Genomic DNA, 17,617 nt, shown 5'->3' on the forward strand with positions numbered 1-17,617 from the left:
CCAGAATCTGTGACTTCGACACTCCCAGATTCTCTCGGCTGGGAGCGCTTTGGCGTCGTTATGCAGGTGCAACTCCTGAGTGCTACCCACACCCGCACGCTGTCCAGATCCTGCTTGGTGGTCTGGATGAGCCGGCGCATCTGGTCCTTGAGTTCATCGAAGGCGTCCACGTCCCGGAAAAAGCTGGTCACGTTGATGGTGAAGTCCCGGAACAGGGAGTCCGCCTCTTCCTTGCTGTCTTGCAGCAGCCGGATGTATTCCGAGATGTCCTCGAGGCGGTGTCCCTTCATGCGCCGGTCGATGCGGCGCACCAGGGTGCTGCGTTTGTAGCGCGTGAAGTCATGGCCGGTCCGCACCCGGACCAGCCGCAGGATCTTTTGCAGCGGCGCGCTGGCCCAGCCGTCGTCGCCGTCAAAGTCGCCCGGATTCAGGGTGCGCGCCCGCCTCACAAAACTGTACAGGCGCGGCGCGAGGTCCTCGGCCGGCAACACGTCGTTCGCCATCTGCGTGGCCGCCGCGCTGCGGGGCATGGCCGGATACTCGGCAGAGTGGGGGTCTTGCACCAGGGTCAGGCCAAACTGCTCGCGGATGGCCTGAATGCCGCGGGTACCGTCGCTGCCCATGCCCGACAGGATGATTCCCACCGCGTTCTCGCCCTGGTCGCTGGCCAGCGATTCGAAGAAGCTGTCGATGACCCGGCCCTGGGCCAGCTGCAGATCCTCGAGCAGCAGCACGCCGTTCATGATGGACAGGCTGTGGCCCGGCGGAATCACATGCACGCGGTTGGGCTGCGCGGTCATGCCATCCTCGATCTGCACCACCGGCATGACCGTGCAGCGTTGCAGGATCTCGGGCATCAGGCCGCGCTGATGTGGATCAAGGTGCGTCACCACCACAAAGGCCATGCCGCTGTCCGGCGGCAGGCTCAGGAAGAAGCGTTCGTAGCCGTCGAGCGCCCCAGCAGATCCGCCGATGCCGACCACCACAAGCGGGCGTTCCTCATCCTCGCCGTGCTGAGGGGCCGGTGCGGGTTCTGAGGGCGGCTGGCCGGGCTGGGGCGCGTCGGCGAGCGGTTCTCCGGGGCTGTGCTGCTGCTCGTCGGTCTGTGAGGGGTCATGGGGCTGTGAATCGGACATGGAGTCTCCCGCGCGCAAAGGGTCTGGGGACAGCAGCAGACGCCCGGCGAGCGGCAGAAGTGACCCGGTGGCCGGAGTCTAGCCCTTCCGGAGCCCCTCTTCCGGTATGACGTGGTTACAGGGAGGCGGTGTTTCGGGAAAGATGGCGACTTCCTTGCGGCGTGGCAGCTCCCCCTTCAACGGAGCGGACAGGGTCAGGTGCAGATTCGGTATGGTGGCGGTGACCACAACCCCCAGACCGTCCCATATCCCCGAGAGTCCGCACGCTTTGTGCGTGCCCCAACGTCGGCCCAACCGAAGGTGGGCCAGCTCAGAAGAAGGAGCAAAAACCCCGTGACCCTTACCCCCCCCGCCTGGAAGCCAGGGCAGGACCCCGATCCCACCGAAACCGCCGAATGGATAGACAGTCTGGAAGCGGTGATTCAGCGCGACGGCCCGGAGCGCGCCGCCTACCTGCTGGACCACCTGTTGCAGCGGGCCAGCCAGCGCAAACTGGACCTGCGCTGGCGCTTCAACACCCCCATGCGCAACACGATCGCGCCCGGCGAGCAGCCCGCCTACCCCGGCGATCCGGTGCTGGAAGCCAAGCTGTGTGCGGCTGTCCGCTGGAACGCCGTGGCCATGGTGATGCGGGCCAACCAGGCTTCTTCGGAACTCGGTGGCCACCTCGCCACCTTTGCCAGCGCCGCGGACCTGTACGAAGTGGCGTTCAACCATTTCCTGCGCGCCGGGCCCCAGGGGGACGTGGTGTTTTACCAGCCGCACGCCGCGCCCGGGATGTATGCGCGCGCCTTTCTGGAAGGTCGACTGAGCGAGGATCAGCTGCTGCATTACCGGCGTGAGGTCGGCGGCCAGGGGCTTTCCAGCTACCCCCATCCCTGGCTGATGCCGGATTTCTGGTCCTATCCCACCGGCTCCATGGGCCTGGGACCGGTTCAAGCGATCTACCAGGCACGTTTCATGAAATACCTGGAGCGGCGCGGCCTGCTGGCTCCCAGTGACCGCAAGGTCTGGTGCTTTGTGGGCGACGGCGAGATGGACGAGCCCGAGGCGCGCGGCGCGCTGAGCGTGGCGAGCCGCGAGGGGCTGGACAACCTGATCTGGGTGGTCAACTGCAACCTGCAGCGGCTCGACGGTCCGGTGCGCGGCAACGGCAGCATTGTGCAGGAGCTGGAGGCGGCGTTCGGGGCCGCCGGCTGGGACACCCTCAAGGTGCTGTGGGGCTCGGAGTGGGATGACCTGTTCGCCCGCGATGACCGGGGCCTGATCCTCGAGCGCATGAACACGACGCTGGACGGCGAGTACCAGAACTACAAGGCCCGGGACGGGGCCTACGGGCGGGAGCACTTTTTTGGAGGTTCTCCGGAACTGCGCGGGCTGGTGTCCCACCTCTCGGACGCCGAGATTCAGGACCTGCGGCGCGGCGGACACGATCCGCTCAAGATCCACGCCGCCTACGCACGGGCAGTCCAGGCCAAACGGCCCACCGTGGTCCTGGCGCTCAGCGTCAAGGGGTATGGACTGGGCAGTGCGGGCGAGGGCAAGAACACCGCCCACCAGCAAAAGAAGCTGGACGCCGGGCAACTGCGTGCCTTCCGGGACCGCTTCAAGCTTCCCCTGAGTGACGATCAGCTCCAGACCCTGGCCTTTTACCGTCCGCCCGAGGACGCGCCCGAGATGCGGTACCTGCGCGGACGCCGCGAGGCGCTGGGGGGGCCGCTGCCTGCCCGACAGGTGCGCGCGGAACGGCTGGAACCGCCCGCGCGCGAGGACCTGATCGGCGCGGTGCGCGGCAGCGAGGACCGGCCCGTGTCCACCACCATGGCTTTCAATCAGCTGCTGCTGACCCTGCTGCGTCACCCGGTGCTGGGGCCACGTGTGGTACCGATCATCCCCGACGAGGCGCGGACCTTCGGCATGAACGCCCTGTTCCGGCAGTTCGGCATCTATGCCCCCGAAGGCCAGCGTTACCGGCCGGAGGACGCGGACCAGCTGCTGTACTACCGCGAGGCGGAAGAGGGTCAGGTGCTTCAGGAGGGCATCAACGAGGACGGAGCCTTCGCCTCGTGGATGGCCGCTGCCACCGCCTACAGCACGCACGGGCTGATGACCCTGCCGTTTTATACCTTCTACTCCATGTTTGGCTTTCAGCGTGTGGGCGACCTGGCCTGGGCCGCCGCCGACGCGCGCGCCCGGGGCTTTCTGATGGGCGCGACGGCCGGACGGACCACGCTGTCCGGCGAGGGCCTGCAGCATCAGGACGGTCACAGCCTGCTGCTGGCGTCCAGCGTGCCGACCTGCCGGGCCTATGATCCGGCGTTCGCCTACGAACTGGCGGTGATCGTGCACCACGGCCTGCGCGAGATGCTGACCGAGGACCGCGACCACTACTACTACATCACCCTGATGAACGAGACGTACCTGCATCCGGCAATGCCGCCGGGGGCGGAAGAGGGCATCGTGCGCGGCATGTACCGCCTGCGCGCCCTGCAGGACACCTCGGGGCCACACGTCCGGTTGCTGGGCAGCGGCACCATCCTGCGGGAGGTGCTCAGGGCCGCCGAGCTGCTGGCCGACGACTGGGGGGTGGGGGCGGAGGTGTGGAGTGTCACGAGCTTCGGGGAACTGCGCCGTGACGGCATGGAGGCCGAGCGGCTCAGCCGGCTGCATCCGGAGGAGACCGCGCGGCCCTCGTTCGTGGGAACCCATCTCAACCAGTCCACTGCTCCCGTGATCGCTGCCACGGATTACCTGCGCGCCGTGCCCGACATGATCCGGCCTTACCTGCGTGCCGATTATGTGACCCTGGGCACCGACGGCTTTGGCCGCAGCGATACCCGGGCCGCCCTGCGCACGTTTTTCGAGGTTGATGCCCACCACATCGTGCTGGCTGCCCTCAAGGCGCTGAGCGATCAGGGAACCCTGGGGGCACAAACGGTTACCCGCGCCATGGAGCGCTATGACCTGGACCGTCCGAAGGCCAATCCCCTGACCTCCTGAACGCGGGGGGGATTCAGAGGGCCGCGTCTGTTGAAGGCGCGGCTCTCCTTGTTTACAGGCGCGGCCGGGGGCTCAGGTGCAGACTTTCCTGGCAAAGTTTGGTGTTGCTGGGGCGAAGGAGCGCAGGTGGCGACTGTGGGAAAACGTGGGGGTGACCCTGGCCGGGCAGATTCCGCAAAAGGGGACTGCACACATGCAAATGGGGCCGGTTGGTGTTGTAAAACGCCCGGTACCAAGAGATTTTAGAATGATTTTCAACGCCGAGGAAAACGCTCTACGATCAGGGATAAAACAAAAGCCAAAACTACAACAAGTACACTCAAAATGAGATCGCGGGTTGCACCATACGAAACTGCGGCCATGATCACAGAGACAATTAGGCTTAAGCGGACCATTTTGGGTTTAACCACTACTCCATCCTAAAGGAGGTCCTGCAAGTGTGGGATGGCCCCGGCCTCTTGGCTCACGCTGCGGGTATCTTGGCGGGCTTCCCGGCAGCCGCCAGGCGCGAGGTCCAGGGCGAGCGTGGCGTTATACAAACCGCCATGCAGGAATCGGCCCAAAAACGGCCGTTTCGCCCCATTTGTCTGTCATTGTCGGTCAGGCGTTTGTACCTCTGGGAACAACAAATGAAAAAACCCCGGCTCAGCCGAGGTTGTTTGGTGGGCGGTATAGGATTTGAACCTACGACCCTTCGCGTGTGAAGCGAATGCTCTACCACTGAGCTAACCGCCCGAATTTTCTTGCCATCTGGCAGACCGTGGTGGGCCCTGCCGGATTTGAACCGGCAACCAATCGGTTATGAGCCGACTGCTCTGACCGTTGAGCTAAGAGCCCCCAGTCGTCCTCCAGCGAAAGCGGGAGGGCCAGTTCCCTTGATCTGTGCCCCGGACGTGCCGTGCTCAGACTTCGGGCGAGGGGAAGTGTAGCAACGGCTTCATGACTTGTCAAACGCCGGCGTGATGTGCGTCAAACGCCGCATCCGGGTACAGTGACGGTTATGCGAGTTGTTCATGTGGCCTCGGAGGTCTTTCCGTTCTCACGTTCGGGCGGCCTGGGAGACGTGCTGGGGGTTCTGCCCGAGGTGCTGGCCGCCCAGGAGACGGAAACCACGGTTGTCTCTCCGTGGTACGGCTCGCTCGCCGGCCAGCCCGAGGAGCTGTGGCGCGGTTCGCTGCCGGAGCTGACCGGCGGCCCGGCCCCCATCCCCGAACTCCGGCTCGGGCAGATTGTGCAGGGGGGCGTGCGCTACCTGTTTCTCGGACTGCCGGAGTTCGACCGGCCGGGGCTGTATTTCGAGGATGACGTGTACCGCTTTTGCATGTTCGGGCGCGCGGTGCTGCCGGCGCTGCGGCATCTGGACGCGCTGCCCGACGTGCTGCACGGCCACGACTGGCAGGCCGGTCTGGTGGTTGCGCACGCGAATCTGGCGGGCATCAAGACCGTCTTCTCGATTCACAACCTGCAATACCAGGGCCGCTGGAACATGGAGGAGGGCTCACACTGGACCGGCCTGCCCGAATGGACCCTCGGGCCGGACGCGCTGGAATTCCACGGCGACCTCAACCTGATGAAGGCCGGGTTGACCTTCGCCGACGCGGTGACCACCGTCAGCCCCACCTACGCGCGTGAGATCACCACCCCCGAATACGGCGAGGGCCTGCAGGGCCTGCTCGTCCGTCTGACGCGCGAGGGAAGGCTGAGCGGCATCCTCAACGGGCTGGACCAGGAGCGCTGGGACCCGCGCACCGATCCGGACGTGCCCGCCTACGGCGATCCGGCCGGCAAGGCGGCGGCGACCGCCGTTCTGCGCGCCGAGTTCGGGCTGGACGACGCGCCCATCCTGGCGACGGTCAGCCGGCTGGCCGACCAGAAGGGCATTGACCTGCTGATCGAGGCGCTGCCCACGCTGATTCAGGACTGGAATGTGGTTGTGCTGGGCGGCGGCGACCCGTTGCTGAGCGCCGCGCTCTCGGGCTGGGCGCAGCATCCGCGCGTGGCCTTCGCGCAGGGGCTGAACGAACCGCTGGCCCACCGCATCTATGCCGGTGCCGACGCCTTTGCCATGCCCAGCCGCTTCGAGCCGTGCGGCCTGTCCCAAATGATCTCCATGCGCTACGGCACCCTGCCGGTGGTCCGGCTCACCGGCGGGCTGGTGGACACCGTGCCTGCCGACATCGGCTTCCGCTTCGCCAACGCCACGCCGGAAGCTTTAGCGCAAGCCTGCGCCGAGGCCCGCGCCGAATTTGACCGCCCGGAGGCGTGGCGGGCACGGATGGAGCGCGGCATGGCCCTGGACTTCAGCTGGCAGGGCCCGGCGCGGCAGTACCTCGCCCTGTACCGCAAGCTGGGCCCGTGACGGCTGAGGTCGTGGAGGTCGCTCCCACCGCCCTCGTGCCGGTCTTCGCGGACCTGTACGGTGCGCCGGAAGACGCGGTGGCGTGGATGGCCGACGCCTGCACGGCGGGCTGGCTTGCGCGGCATGCCGGGCCAGCGGGGGAGGTGCTGGGCGCGGTGGGCCTGCGGCCCAGTCCGCAGCACGGCGCAGAGCTCGTGGGCGGCGTGGTGGCTGGCCCGCAGCAGGCCGCGGTGGCCGTGGCGCTGGCCCGCAGCGCGCACGCGGCCGCCGGGCGCGTCTACGTGTTTGCCGAGGGCTTTCTGTTTCCGTCCGAAGCCCTGCTCGCAGACGGGTTCCAGGAGGTCGGTGCCTACCGTCGGCTTGCCGGGCGCGTGCCCTACCGGCTGGTGGAGGGTCCGCCGGATGTGCGTCTGTTTCCGCTGTCGCAGGTGCCGGAGGCCGGGCCCCGGCTGCAGGCCCTGCGGACCTACGAGGACCGTATCGGGCATCACGCGGTCGCGCCCGAGGCGGCACAGGACGGCGCGGGCGGCTTTGATGCCGACCTCAGCGTGATTGCGCTGGATGCCCAGGGTCGGGGCATCGGCATATGCCGGGCGGCCGCCGAGGACGGCGTGGCCCGGCTGGACTCGCCCGGCGTGGCTGCCGAATGGCGAGCGACCGCGCTGCGGGCTGCGCTGTTGAGCGCGGTCTTTGGCCGTCTGCGCTCGGCCGGCATCACGCAGCTCGGCATGGATTCCTGGGGCGACACGCCGGAGGAACTCGCCCACGACCTGCACCTGGGCCTGGGCGTAAGCGACGAGACACCGATTCTGGCACTGGGGTAAACCGGGGAACACAGTCGGTGTTCAGAGGGCTCAGGCGGTTTCCGCGCTAGCATCTCGCCCGTGACCCTGGCTGTTGTTCTCGTTTCTCCCAAAACCCCCGGCAACATCGGTTCGGCCGCCCGCGCCATGCTGAACATGGGGGCGCACGACCTGCGGCTGGTGGCCCCCCGCTGCGACCATCTGGATTCTGGCGCGGTGGCCATGGCTGTCCACGCCGCCGATCTGCTGCGCGGCGCGAAGATTTACCCCACGCTGCGCGAGGCCCTGGCTGACCGCGACCTGAGCGTGGGAACCAGCGCCCGCGTGCGCGCCGACCTGCCCACTCCGCAGCATCCGGCGCAGTTGCGGTCCCTGGTGCGTGCCGCCACGGCCCCGGCGCTGGTCTTCGGGCCGGAAGAATCTGGCCTGAACAACGCCGATCTGGAGCAGTGTCAGGTCACGGTGCGGATTCCCACCGGCGATTACGCCAGCCTGAATCTGGCCCAGGCGGTGCTGCTCGTGTGTTACGAGTTTCTGCAGGGTCAGGAGGAGCCTGCCGAGCGCGTCCGCAAGACGGCCACCCGTCAGGAGATGGAAGCGATGTACGGCCACCTGCACGACACCATGCAGTTGATCGGATATACCGACGCCGTGCGTGCCCGGCATACCCTGCGGCTGTGGCGCGCGCTGCTGGACCGCGCCCTGATGAGCAGCGCCGAGAGCCGGCTGTTCCGGGGCCTGCTGAGGCAGGTGCAGTGGAAGGTCCAGGACGCCGCGCAGCGGGGCACGGCGGAGCCGAGGCCGCCCGTGGGAGAGGGCGGAGCTGCAGAGACAGGGGACACGCCGGAGGACGCCCGCTGAGGCGTTTCAAGCAGGCCGGTGGGCCCCAGATCATCTGGCACCATCTGTCACTGAAGTTTGCTCCGTCTCCACCTAGACTGCCGGTCATGACGGACGCCCCCGCGCCCCGCAAGCCGCTGAGCGGTCCCCCCGCCGCACCACCGCGCGCTCCGCTCTCGGACCGGGTGCGGGTGGTGCGCAACACCCTGCCGCCCCTGATCGTGCTGGTGGTGGGGGCGGTCGAACTGCTGATCTCTTTGCTGGGAGACCCCTCGCGCGAGCTGTGGGCGCACCTGCTGTTCTACGGGCTGGTGGGGCCGGCGGTGACCTTCTTCAGCGTGGAGTGGATTGCCGAAGGCACCCGCGCCCGCGAGCGGGCCGAGCGTGAGCTGCGCGACCTGTACGGCCAGCTCAGCGCCTCGCACGGCCGCCTGCAGGCGGTGCAGGAGCTGATGCGCGACCTGACCGACGCCGCCGATCTGGGAGCGGTGCTGGAAGTCGCGGCGCGCGGGGCCGTGCGCGTGACCGGGGCGACCCACGCCACCCTGACCGTGCCGGGCGGGCTCAGCGGCAGCGCACGGGGGGAGACCCTGCTCTCGGCCCCCAGCGCCGCGCTGCATCCGCTCAAGGTGGCCATTCCCGGCGGCGGCGCGCTGCTGCTGCATTTCGAGACCCCGCCCACCGCCGACACCACGGCGCTGACCCAGGCGCTGGCCGCCGAGGTCGCCACCGGGGTGGAGGCCGCCCGCCAGCGCACCCTGGACCTGATGACGCTCTACAGCGTGGACCAGAGCATCCGCGCCGAGCGCAACATGCGCCGCCTGCTCGCGCGCGTGACCGGCACCATGGCGGGCCGGGTGGGTGCCGAGGCCCGCGCGGCCTACCTCAGCGATGAGGACGGCGTGCTGCGTCTGGAGTACGCCCAGGACCGCCGCGGCGAGACGGGCGGGGGAGTGGCCCCGGCCTTCGCCGTGCGGGTGGCCGGCGGCACGGGACCGCTGATCGCGGGCGGAGCGGAGGCCTGTGAGGTCTTTCCCGAGGCCCGCAGCGTGCTGGGGCTGCCCATGCGCGACGAGGAGGGACTGGTGGGCGTGCTGATGCTGGGCGACCCGCGCGAGGACGCCTTTGGGGATACCCGCGTGTCCCTGCTGGCCCTGATGGCCGGGCAGGCGACCCTGGCGGTCCGCAACGCCCGCGCCTACCTGTACTCCGAGGAACTCGCCATCAGCGACGAGCGCGCCCGGATCGCCCGCGAGATTCACGACGGCGTGGCGCAGTCGCTGGCCTTCGCCGCCCTGAAGCTGGATGTGGTGGCCCGCAAGCTCCACAGCGACCCCGCCCAGGCCGAAACCGATGTGCGCGCGGCCACCACGCTGCTGCGCGAGCAGATCCGCGAGGTCCGCCGCAGCATCTTTGCGTTGCGGCCCATTGATCTGGAGCGCTACGGCCTGCTGGAGACGGTGCGCCGCTACGTGCTGGATTTCGCCGAGCAGAACGGCCTGAAAAGCACCCTGGACGTGACCGGCGAGGTGCATCTCTCGCCCGGGGACGAGGCGGTGGTCTTCCGCATCCTGCAGGAGAGCCTGAACAACGTCGCCAAACACGCCCGCGCGGGCGAGGTGGGCGTGACCATGCACGGCGGCGCAAGTCAGGTGACCCTGCGCGTGCGCGACGACGGCGCGGGCTTTGATCTGGAGGCCGTCACCGGGCGCGTCAGCAGCGCGGGCGGCCTGGGCCTGGCCCAGATGCGCGAGCGCCTGCAGGCGCGCGGCGGCCAGTACCGCATCCTGAGCAGTCCCGGCCACGGCACGGTCATCGAGGCGGAACTGCCCCAGGCCTGAGGGTCAGCGCACCTCACGCCGCAGGGTGACCAGCGCCGGCCCGCGCACGAAGCCCAGGCGCTCGTTCACCGCGAGCATGGGCCGGTTGACGCTGTGGTTGCCGGTGCGCGAGTGGGTAAAGCCCCGCTGCAGCGCGGCGCGGGCGGCGGCCAGCTTGAGGGTGTAGGCGAGGCCCAGCCCACGCCACGGGGGCAACACCCCGGTCAGGCCGTTGTGCAGGGTGTCCGGGTGCGTGGCGCTGGGCCGGTACAGCTCGCTCAGGCCCACCCACGCTCCGTCCGGGGCCACGGCGAGGAACACCCCCTCAGGCTGCATCCGCTGGCCCGCGCGGCGCTGCCAGACCTCGAAGGGCCACACGCTGACCGGGGTGGCGCTGGGCACGTCGGCGAGCAGGGCGGCCACCAACCCGTAGAAGCGGCGCTGTTGGGCCTCATCAAAGGTGCCCAGGGCTGCCAGGGACACCACCTGCACCCCGGCCGCCGTGGTCCTCGCCTGCTGGGGGACGAAGCGGGCAAAGTCCAGGGTTCGCAGGTCCAGCGTGCTGGTCCACATGCGGTCGTGTTCGGCGTACCCGTGGGTGAGCAGAAAGGCATGTTCCCACCAGTCCTCGCGTACCCTGGAGATCAGCGTCCGCGCGCCGAGTTCCTGGGCATGGGCCTCGGCCAGCGCAAGCAGCTCCTGCGCCAGGGGACCGCTCCCCCCAGTAGGCCGGGTCCGCAGCGTGATCTCCAGCCAGCCGGAATGCCCGTCCAGCCGGGGTACGCCGGTTTCTGCGAGGCCGACGATGTCGTCGCCGCGCAGCGCCATCTGCAGGCGGTGGGGTTCCCCCGGCTCCCGCTCTGAGGCCCGCCGCTGCAGGTCGCCCACGCCGACCGGAGACTCGGGGTGGGCAGCGCTCAGGAACGCGGCCAGGCGGGGAAAATCGGCGGCGCTGGCCTCGCGCCACTGCAGCTCAGGGGCGGGGGACGGCGGGGCGTGGGGAGAGGGGAGGGGTGCCATGGCTGAGTACAGCATGGCTGGACGCCGTTCACATCCGTCAATCGGCGCATCCGGCGCTCTCTATACTGCGGGGATGAGCAATTCAAGCGTCCTGACGGGAAACCCGTTGTTAAACATCGGTTTCCGTATTCCCTTTGACCAGATCCGGCCCGAACATGCCGAGAGCGCGGTGGATACCCTGCTCGCCCAGGCGGAAGCGAAGCTGGAGCATCTGGCGGCGGCCGGGGAGCGCGGCTTCAGCGACTTCATGCACGACCTCGACACCCTGACCGAGCAACTGGGCACCGTGACGACCGTGGTTCATCACCTGGACGCCGTGGTGAACAGCCCCGAGTGGACGGCGGCCAAGCTGGCGATTCTGCCCAAGGTCAGCGAGTTCCACACCAAACTGGGACTACACCCGGGTCTGTGGGCCGCCCTGAAGGCCTACGCCGAGACGGAGGATGCCCGCGCTCTGGACCCGGTGCGGGCCCGGCATCTCAAGCTGACCATCGAGATTTTCCGCCGCGAGGGAGCCGACCTGCAGGATGAGGGCCGTGAACGGCTGCTCGCGCTGAACACCCGGCTGGCGCGCGTGACCAGCGACTTTGGCAAGAATGTACTGGACGCCACCGCAGCCTTTGAGCTGTACGTGGGCGAGGAACGTCTGGGCGGCGTGCCGCAGCGCGTGCTGGACGCCACCCGCCAGGATGCCCGGGAGCGGGGAAGGGACGGCCACCGCCTGACCCTGCACCAGCCGGTGACCACCCCGCTGATGACCTATGCCGACGACCGCGAGCTGCGCCGTGAGATCTGGCAGGCCCAGCAGCAGGTGGGCAAGCAGCCGGGCCGCGACAACCGTCCGCTGGTGGGCGAGATCCTGAAACTGCGCCGCGAGAAGGCCAAACTCCTGGGCTTTGCCAACTTCGCCGACTACGTGCTGCAAGACCGCATGGCAGGCAGCGGTGAGGCGGCCCTGACCTTCGAGCGAGAGCTGGAGGCCCGCACCCGCCCCGCCTACGAGCGCGAGAACGAGGAACTGGAAGCCTTCTACCGCCAGCAGGCTGGAACCGACGCCCCCGCCCTGGAGGCCTGGGACGTGACGTACTGGGCCGAGAAGCAGCGTCAGGCCGAATATGACTTTGACGAGGAAGCCCTGCGTCCGTATTTTCCCATGGACCGGGTGCTTTCGGGGCTGTTCGAGATCACCCGCCGGGTCTTCGGCGTCTCCGTGAGCGAGGCCCAGGCTCCGGGCTGGCATCCCGAGGTCCGTTACTACGACATTCACGACGGGGACGGCACCCACGTCGCCTCCTTCTACACCGACTGGTTCCCGCGCGACACCAAGCGGGCCGGAGCGTGGATGAACGGTCTGGTGACGGGTGGCCCACGGCAGAACGGAGTGGAGCCGCACCTGGGGCTGATGTGCGGCAACATGACGCCTCCTGGTCCCAATGCGCCCGCGCTGCTCTCGATCCGCGAAGTCGAGACCGTGTTCCACGAGTTCGGACACCTGCTGCACCATGCCCTCTCTCGCGTGCCGGTGCGCTCGCTGAGCGGCACGCGCGTCGCGTGGGATTTTGTGGAACTGCCCAGCCAGATCATGGAGAACTGGGTCATGGAGCGCGACGCCCTGGACCTGTTTGCGCGCCACCACCAGACCGGCGAGGCGCTGCCCCAGGACCTGTTTGAAAAGATGGTCGCCGCCCGCAACTACCGCGCCGCGAACACCGCCATGCGTCAGTACTCCTTTGGCCTGACCGACCTGACCCTGCACGTCGAGTACGATCCGCAGGGCAGTGCCGATCCCATCGCGCTGGCCCGCGAGACCATGACCCGCTTTGCGCCGTATCCGCTGCCCGCCGATTACTCGATGGTCGCCGCTTTCAGCCACCTGTTCTCCAATCCGGTGGGATACGGGGCCGGGTACTACAGCTACAAATGGGCTGAAGTTCTCGACGCCGACGCGTTCTCGCGCTTTGCCACCGAGGGCATCTTCAACGCCGAGACGGGCCGCGCCTTTGTGGACAGCGTGCTGAGCCGCGGCAATGGCGAGGACCCCGCCGCGCTGTACCGCGAGTTCATGGGCCGTGACCCGGATGCGGACGCGCTGCTGCGCCGCAGCGGACTGCTTCCCGCTTAAAGTCCTCGCCTCTGCAGCCCGGCTCCCGAGTATGAAGGTGAGCCGGGTTGCTTTTGCACTATGCTCTGCGGATGCTCAAGGCTTTCCGGATGGTCACGCGCACCCTGCTGCTTTCCGCCCTGACGGTCCTGCCCACCTTCTCGGTGGCCGGGGCCCAGACGAGTGCCGAGGCGCAGTTGCTCGCGCGGCTCAATCAGGTGCGGGTGCAGGGCGTGACCTGCCCGGGCAGCGGCCGGCGGCCCACGGCCGGGGCGCTGCGTCCCAGCGTTCCGCATGCCCAGGCCGCCCGGCTCCAGGCAGGCTACATCAGCGCCTCGGGGCGGGTGACCCACTTTGGTGCGGGCGGCAGCACTCCCCGAGTCCGCGCGGCCCGCACGGGCGTCCGGGCAACCAGCGTGACCGAGATCGTGTACATGGGTGCGGGAAGCAATCCGGAAGGGGCTCTGCGCTGGTGGCTGCAGAGCCCGGTTCATTGCTACTGGATGACCGAGGGACGCTACACGCACGCGGGGGTCAGCGTGGTGCAGGGGTCCCGCGGAACGGCCTATGTGGTCGTGCTGAGCAGTCAGCCGCAGTAGACCTGCATAAACGCGGGCTGACCTACCGCGCCGTCCAGCCCAGGTCCAGGTCCAGCACGGCGCCGGTCATGCCCCACGCGGCGGTGCTGGCGACGTAACTGGCCAGGGCGGCCACGTCCTCGGGATCCAGCAGCCGCTTGATGGCCGCGCCCTCCAGCATCACCTTTTCCTCCACATCGGCCTCGTTGAGGCCGCGCGTGCGGGCCTGATCCTTGATCTGGCCGGTAACGAGCGGCGTGCGCACGTAGCCGGGGCAGATGGCGTTGACGGTCAGGCCCTGCTCGCCCGCCTCCAGCGCGGCCGTGCGGGTCAGGCCGATCAGTCCGTGCTTGGCACTGATGTAGGCGCTCTTGAACGGGCTGGCGACATGTCCGTGGATGCTGGCGATGTTGATGATGCGGCCCTGCCCCGAGCGCGTCAGGTGGGCCCAGGCATACCGGGACAGCAAGAAGGGCGCGGTCAGCATGACGTGCAGCATGGTGTCCCAGGTGTCTTCGGGAAATTCGGCCAGCGGCGCGATGTGCTGGAATCCGGCATTGTTCACGAGCACGTCCAGGCTGCCCAGTGCGGCCACCGTGTCGTCTATCGCCCGGCGGCAGTCCTCACGGCGCGACAGATCGGCCCCGATGAAGGTCAGTCCGTGGCTCTCGGCGACTTCCCGGGCCTGGGGCCGGTCCAGGTCCAGCACAGCCACCCGCATGCCGTCTTTCTGCAGGCGCCGCGCGATGGCGAGGCCGATGCCGCTGGCACCGCCCGTGACCAGGGCGGTGCGGTGTTCTGGGGTGTCGTTGTGTGGGGCTGTCATGCCCGGAGTGTAGGGCCAGGGCGTTACGCGGGCATTCTGGCTTCCCCTATGCTCAGCGCCCGTTCTCTGCCAGGGCCCGCGTCTCGGGCAGTGGACTCAATCCCAGGTCGGCCAGGTCGGCCTGAAGCCGGGTGTACACGCGGTGGGCCGCCGCGGCGTTGCCCCGCGCGTGCCACGCACGCATCAGCGCGTGGGCGGCGGGTTCGTGGGCCGGGTCAAGGTCCAGGGCACGCTCGGCGGCGCGCACTGCCCGCAGGGGCTGCCCGGCGAGCAGGGCGCAGTCGGCCTCGGCGACCAGGGCCTCGGGCAGGCGCGTGGCGTGGTGCCGGGCCTCGTGCTGCATGGCGTCCAGATCCGAGTCGGCCACCCGGCCGGGCAAGGCCAGCAGCGTCTCAAGACGCCCGGGATCCCCGGTGGGGGCGTCCAGCACGCGCCGGGCGGCATGCAGGTCCACGTGCAGGTCGGGGCCGCAGCGCAGGCGCAGCCACTCGCCGCGTTCCAGGAAGGTGCCGCTGGCCGCGCCCTCCTCCAGCACCTGCCCCAGTGCGTGCAGCGTGACGCGGAAGTTGCGCTCGCCCACGCCGGGTTCGGCCCCCGGAAACAGCGCTTCCTGGGCGACCTCGCGGGCCACGCCTTCCGGATGGACGGCGAGCAGGGCAAGCAGGTCGCGCGCCCGGGCCCGGCCCCATTCCCGCGGGCGGTCCTCGTGGCTGCGCGTGACGGCCACGCGCCCCAGCACCGAGACCTGCACCCCGAAGCCGGGGGTCTCGTCGGGATGGGGCATGTCGGCGTAGCCCAGTTCCCGCGCGGCGGGAGCAAGGTCAGCACAGACATCCGGGTGAAGCTGCGCCAGACGTGCGAGCAGCCGCGCCCGGCCCGACGGATGGGGCAGCGGTGAGAACAGGCTGTGCCGGGCCAGCAGAAAGGGGTAGCGCACGGCGGCCTGGGCCGCGGCCTGGCTGTCGCTGCCATCTGCAGCGAAGCGGGCCAGCGCCACACAGGCCAGCCCGAAGGCGTCGCCGCAGGCGTGGAAGGCCTCAAAGGCGGCGCTCAGACCCGGGCCGTCAAGGTCGCCCGCCTCCTGCACTCCCAGCGCCGCCGCCAGATGCAGCAGGGCCGTCATGTAGCCGTCCCCGTTGACCTGGGCCAGCGCCTCGGCCTTCAGCGTTCGGGCGCGCGCCGGGTCGCCCGCGCGGCCGGCCAGCGCAGCCAGTCCCATCAGCGGCTCGACGCGCAGGCGGCCCGCGACGTCCTGCGCCCGGGCCAGCGCGTCCTCATAGGCCGCCGCCGCGCCTTCCGTGTCGCCGGCGGTCAGTCGGGCGTGACCCAGGCGGGCCAGCGCCAGCCCGCACACGAAAGGACTTTCCAGCCGCTCGCCCTCGGCGAGCCCGGCGTGGGCGTACCCGGCGGCCGCCTGCGCCTCGCCCTGCAGGGCCGCCACAAACGAGGCGAGCAGCAGGCCCTCGCGGTGGTTCTGGGCCGCACGTGTGCCGCCGGCCTCACCCCGCGCCGCCGCGTCGGCCAGCGCTCTGGCCTGCTCCAGGGCCCCTGAGCGCAGGGCGAAGCGCGCTCCACGGGCCAGTTCCGGTTCCAGGGCCAGCGCCTCGGCCAGCCGCCCGGCATTCAGTAGGTTCTCGGCCCGCATGCGCTGCACGGGTGCGGGGTCGGGGGCCAGCGTTCCGGCCACTTCCAGCGCAGCCCAGGTCGCGTCGGGCTGAACGGTGTCCAGCGCCACCTGAATCTGCCCCAGCGCGCGCAGCAGCGGAGTGGCCCGCGCGTACTCGCCGAGCGCCTCGGCATACCGTGACGACAGCCGCAGGGCGTCTCCGGCCAGGGCGTGCAGTTCGGGCGTCCACGCGGCGCGCGGCAGGCGGCCCAGGCTGCGCTCGATCAGGCCGGTGCGCCCCTGCGCCAGCCAGCCGGTGCCGTGCCCGGAGAGCAGCGCCGCCGCGCGTCCCACGTTGCCCGAGAGCAGATGCGCCTCCAGGGCCCGGCGGGGCCGGCCCATGCGCTCAAAGTAAGCGGCTCCGCGGGCAGCGAGGCGCTGCACCTCGTCGCGGGGCAGCCCGGCGCGCAGGTGGGCGCGCAGCAGCGGATGGGCGCGGTAGACGGCCTCCCCGGCCCGCGTCAGGAAGGTGCCGCCCGAGAGCGCTTCGAGAAGCCGGTCTCCATCCGGCTCGCCAAGCACCTCACGTGCCAGCTCTGGCGTTAGTTCCTCGAACACGCTGCCGCGCGTGAGCAGCTCCCTGAGCGCGGGTTCCAGCGGCCCCAGCACCTCGCGCGCCAGATAGGTGAACAGGGTGCCCAGTTGCGCCTCACCGCCGTCCAGATCGGCCATCTCGGCCAGCCGCACGCGCCCCTGGGCCACCGCCTGGCCCAGAAAGCGCACCGCGATGGGCCAGCCCTCGGTGACCACATGCGCCAGCCGCAGCTCCGGCCCGCTGGGATTCAGGCCTGCGGCGCGCAGCAGTTCGCCGACCTCCTGTCGGGTAAAGGCCAGCTCTGCCGCGCCCAGCCGCACGACCTCGCCCGCGGCCTCCAGCCGGGCCAGCTCGGGCAGCGCCGGCGGCACGCGCGCCAGCAGCGCCAGCCGCCCGGCGTTCACGCCCGGTAGACCGCCGCCCAGCAGTTCGCGCAGCACGTCGCTGACCGGCGCGCCGCCCAGATGCTGCGCCTCGTCGAGCACGAGCAGTCCTCCGCAGGCGTCCAGCACGTCGGCGAGCCGCGCCGCCACCCGGCGGGGCGAGGCCCCGGCGTCCAGCAGTTCAGCCACCGCCGCGCCGCCGGGCAGGCCCTCGGCCGCCAGCGCCAGACCGGCGGCGAGCACCTGCGGATCGCCGTCATCGGCGTCCAGGGTCAGCCATGCGTGCGTGCTGCCCGCCATGCTTCCGGCCAGGGCGGTGGTCTTGCCGTAGCCCGCCGGGGCAACGAGCACCAGCACCCGCGCGGCGTCCAGCGCTGCTTGCAGGCGCGGCCGGGCCAGGACCCCACGCACCGCCGGCACGCGCGCCCGCCGCCGTGAGGTCAAATCCCGCCAGGACACGGTCATCCGCTCGATGCTAGCAGGGCCAGCACCGCGGGGGAACCGCCCCCAGGCGGGTTATCCCGGCCCCACCTTCGCCGGAGGCTGCGTC

At 69.7% G+C, this 17,617-nt stretch carries 12 protein-coding genes and 2 tRNA genes; 8 read left to right on the top strand and 6 right to left on the bottom strand.

Going from position 1 to position 17,617, the window contains the following annotated elements:
* The coding region (locus IEY21_RS03475) for a chemotaxis protein CheB (RefSeq protein WP_308424813.1) at positions 1-1,136 on the bottom strand (1,136 nt) is incomplete at its 3' end.
* Between the two features lie 333 nt (positions 1,137-1,469).
* Between IEY21_RS03475 and aceE the strand changes: the two genes are divergently transcribed.
* Together aceE and IEY21_RS03485 are read left to right on the top strand one after the other, a co-directional pair.
* Positions 1,470-4,136: a pyruvate dehydrogenase (acetyl-transferring), homodimeric type gene (gene aceE / locus IEY21_RS03480; RefSeq protein WP_188901428.1), complete on the top strand. Its 2,667-nt coding sequence runs from the start codon at positions 1,470-1,472 to the stop codon at positions 4,134-4,136.
* Between the two features lie 76 nt (positions 4,137-4,212).
* On the top strand, positions 4,213-4,464 hold the full coding sequence (locus IEY21_RS03485) for a hypothetical protein (RefSeq protein WP_188901430.1): 252 nt from the start codon (positions 4,213-4,215) through the stop codon (positions 4,462-4,464).
* Positions 4,465-4,796: 332 nt separating this feature from the next.
* On the opposite strand, the gene IEY21_RS03490 is transcribed toward IEY21_RS03485, so the two are convergent.
* Together IEY21_RS03490 and IEY21_RS03495 are read right to left on the bottom strand one after the other, a co-directional pair.
* Positions 4,797-4,871, bottom strand: a tRNA-Val gene (locus IEY21_RS03490).
* Positions 4,872-4,897: 26 nt separating this feature from the next.
* Positions 4,898-4,973: transfer RNA gene (locus IEY21_RS03495), tRNA-Ile, on the bottom strand.
* Between the two features lie 163 nt (positions 4,974-5,136).
* Here IEY21_RS03495 and IEY21_RS03500 point away from each other — a divergent pair.
* The 4 genes from IEY21_RS03500 to IEY21_RS03515 all read left to right on the top strand — a co-directional run bounded on the left by IEY21_RS03500 (position 5,137) and on the right by IEY21_RS03515 (position 9,979).
* A complete protein-coding gene (locus IEY21_RS03500; RefSeq protein WP_188901432.1) occupies positions 5,137-6,495 on the top strand; it encodes a glycogen synthase in 1,359 nt (452 codons plus the stop codon).
* A complete protein-coding gene (locus IEY21_RS03505) occupies positions 6,492-7,319 on the top strand; it encodes a hypothetical protein (protein ID WP_188901434.1) in 828 nt (275 codons plus the stop codon). The genes IEY21_RS03500 and IEY21_RS03505 overlap by 4 nt, the downstream gene beginning before the upstream one ends.
* Positions 7,320-7,379: 60 nt before the next feature.
* The gene (locus IEY21_RS03510) at positions 7,380-8,159 is read left to right on the top strand and encodes an RNA methyltransferase (RefSeq protein WP_188901436.1); all 780 of its coding nucleotides are present in this window, start codon (positions 7,380-7,382) and stop codon (positions 8,157-8,159) included.
* A gap of 86 nt (positions 8,160-8,245) precedes the next feature.
* A complete protein-coding gene (locus IEY21_RS03515; protein WP_188901438.1) occupies positions 8,246-9,979 on the top strand; it encodes a GAF domain-containing sensor histidine kinase in 1,734 nt (577 codons plus the stop codon).
* A gap of 3 nt (positions 9,980-9,982) precedes the next feature.
* On the opposite strand, the gene IEY21_RS03520 is transcribed toward IEY21_RS03515, so the two are convergent.
* Positions 9,983-10,978: a GNAT family N-acetyltransferase gene (locus IEY21_RS03520; protein WP_229752848.1), complete on the bottom strand. Its 996-nt coding sequence runs from the start codon at positions 10,976-10,978 to the stop codon at positions 9,983-9,985.
* 73 nt (positions 10,979-11,051) lie between these two features.
* On the opposite strand from IEY21_RS03520, the gene IEY21_RS03525 reads away from it, so the two are divergent.
* Positions 11,052-13,100, top strand: coding sequence for a M3 family metallopeptidase (locus IEY21_RS03525; RefSeq protein ID WP_188901440.1), 2,049 nt, complete (start codon positions 11,052-11,054; stop codon positions 13,098-13,100).
* Positions 13,101-13,171: 71 nt separating this feature from the next.
* Positions 13,172-13,678, top strand: coding sequence for a CAP domain-containing protein (locus IEY21_RS03530; RefSeq protein ID WP_229752849.1), 507 nt, complete (start codon positions 13,172-13,174; stop codon positions 13,676-13,678).
* A 22-nt stretch (positions 13,679-13,700) separates the two neighbouring features.
* On the opposite strand, the gene IEY21_RS03535 is transcribed toward IEY21_RS03530, so the two are convergent.
* Together IEY21_RS03535 and IEY21_RS03540 are read right to left on the bottom strand one after the other, a co-directional pair.
* Positions 13,701-14,483 (bottom strand): 3-hydroxybutyrate dehydrogenase, encoded by a 783-nt coding sequence (locus IEY21_RS03535; protein WP_188901442.1) that lies wholly within the window; start codon positions 14,481-14,483, stop codon positions 13,701-13,703.
* A 52-nt stretch (positions 14,484-14,535) separates the two neighbouring features.
* Positions 14,536-17,532: an AfsR/SARP family transcriptional regulator gene (locus IEY21_RS03540; protein ID WP_188901444.1), complete on the bottom strand. Its 2,997-nt coding sequence runs from the start codon at positions 17,530-17,532 to the stop codon at positions 14,536-14,538.
* Positions 17,533-17,617 lie beyond the last annotated feature (85 nt).

This window comes from Deinococcus aerophilus, from assembly GCF_014647075.1.
Classification (GTDB): Bacteria; Deinococcota; Deinococci; order Deinococcales; family Deinococcaceae; genus Deinococcus; species Deinococcus aerophilus.

What these genes read in the sequence shown, in the direction of transcription:
- IEY21_RS03500 (WP_188901432.1), top strand. Translation starts at nt 5,137, where the DNA reads ATGCGAGTTGTTCATGTGGCCTCGGAGGTCTTTCCGTTCTCACGTTCG.
- IEY21_RS03515 (WP_188901438.1), top strand. Translation starts at nt 8,246, where the DNA reads ATGACGGACGCCCCCGCGCCCCGCAAGCCGCTGAGCGGTCCCCCCGCC.
- IEY21_RS03520 (WP_229752848.1), bottom strand. Translation starts at nt 10,978, where the DNA reads ATGGCACCCCTCCCCTCTCCCCACGCCCCGCCGTCCCCCGCCCCTGAG.
- IEY21_RS03525 (WP_188901440.1), top strand. Translation starts at nt 11,052, where the DNA reads ATGAGCAATTCAAGCGTCCTGACGGGAAACCCGTTGTTAAACATCGGT.
- IEY21_RS03530 (WP_229752849.1), top strand. Translation starts at nt 13,172, where the DNA reads ATGCTCAAGGCTTTCCGGATGGTCACGCGCACCCTGCTGCTTTCCGCC.
- IEY21_RS03535 (WP_188901442.1), bottom strand. Translation starts at nt 14,483, where the DNA reads ATGACAGCCCCACACAACGACACCCCAGAACACCGCACCGCCCTGGTC.
- IEY21_RS03540 (WP_188901444.1), bottom strand. Translation starts at nt 17,532, where the DNA reads ATGACCGTGTCCTGGCGGGATTTGACCTCACGGCGGCGGGCGCGCGTG.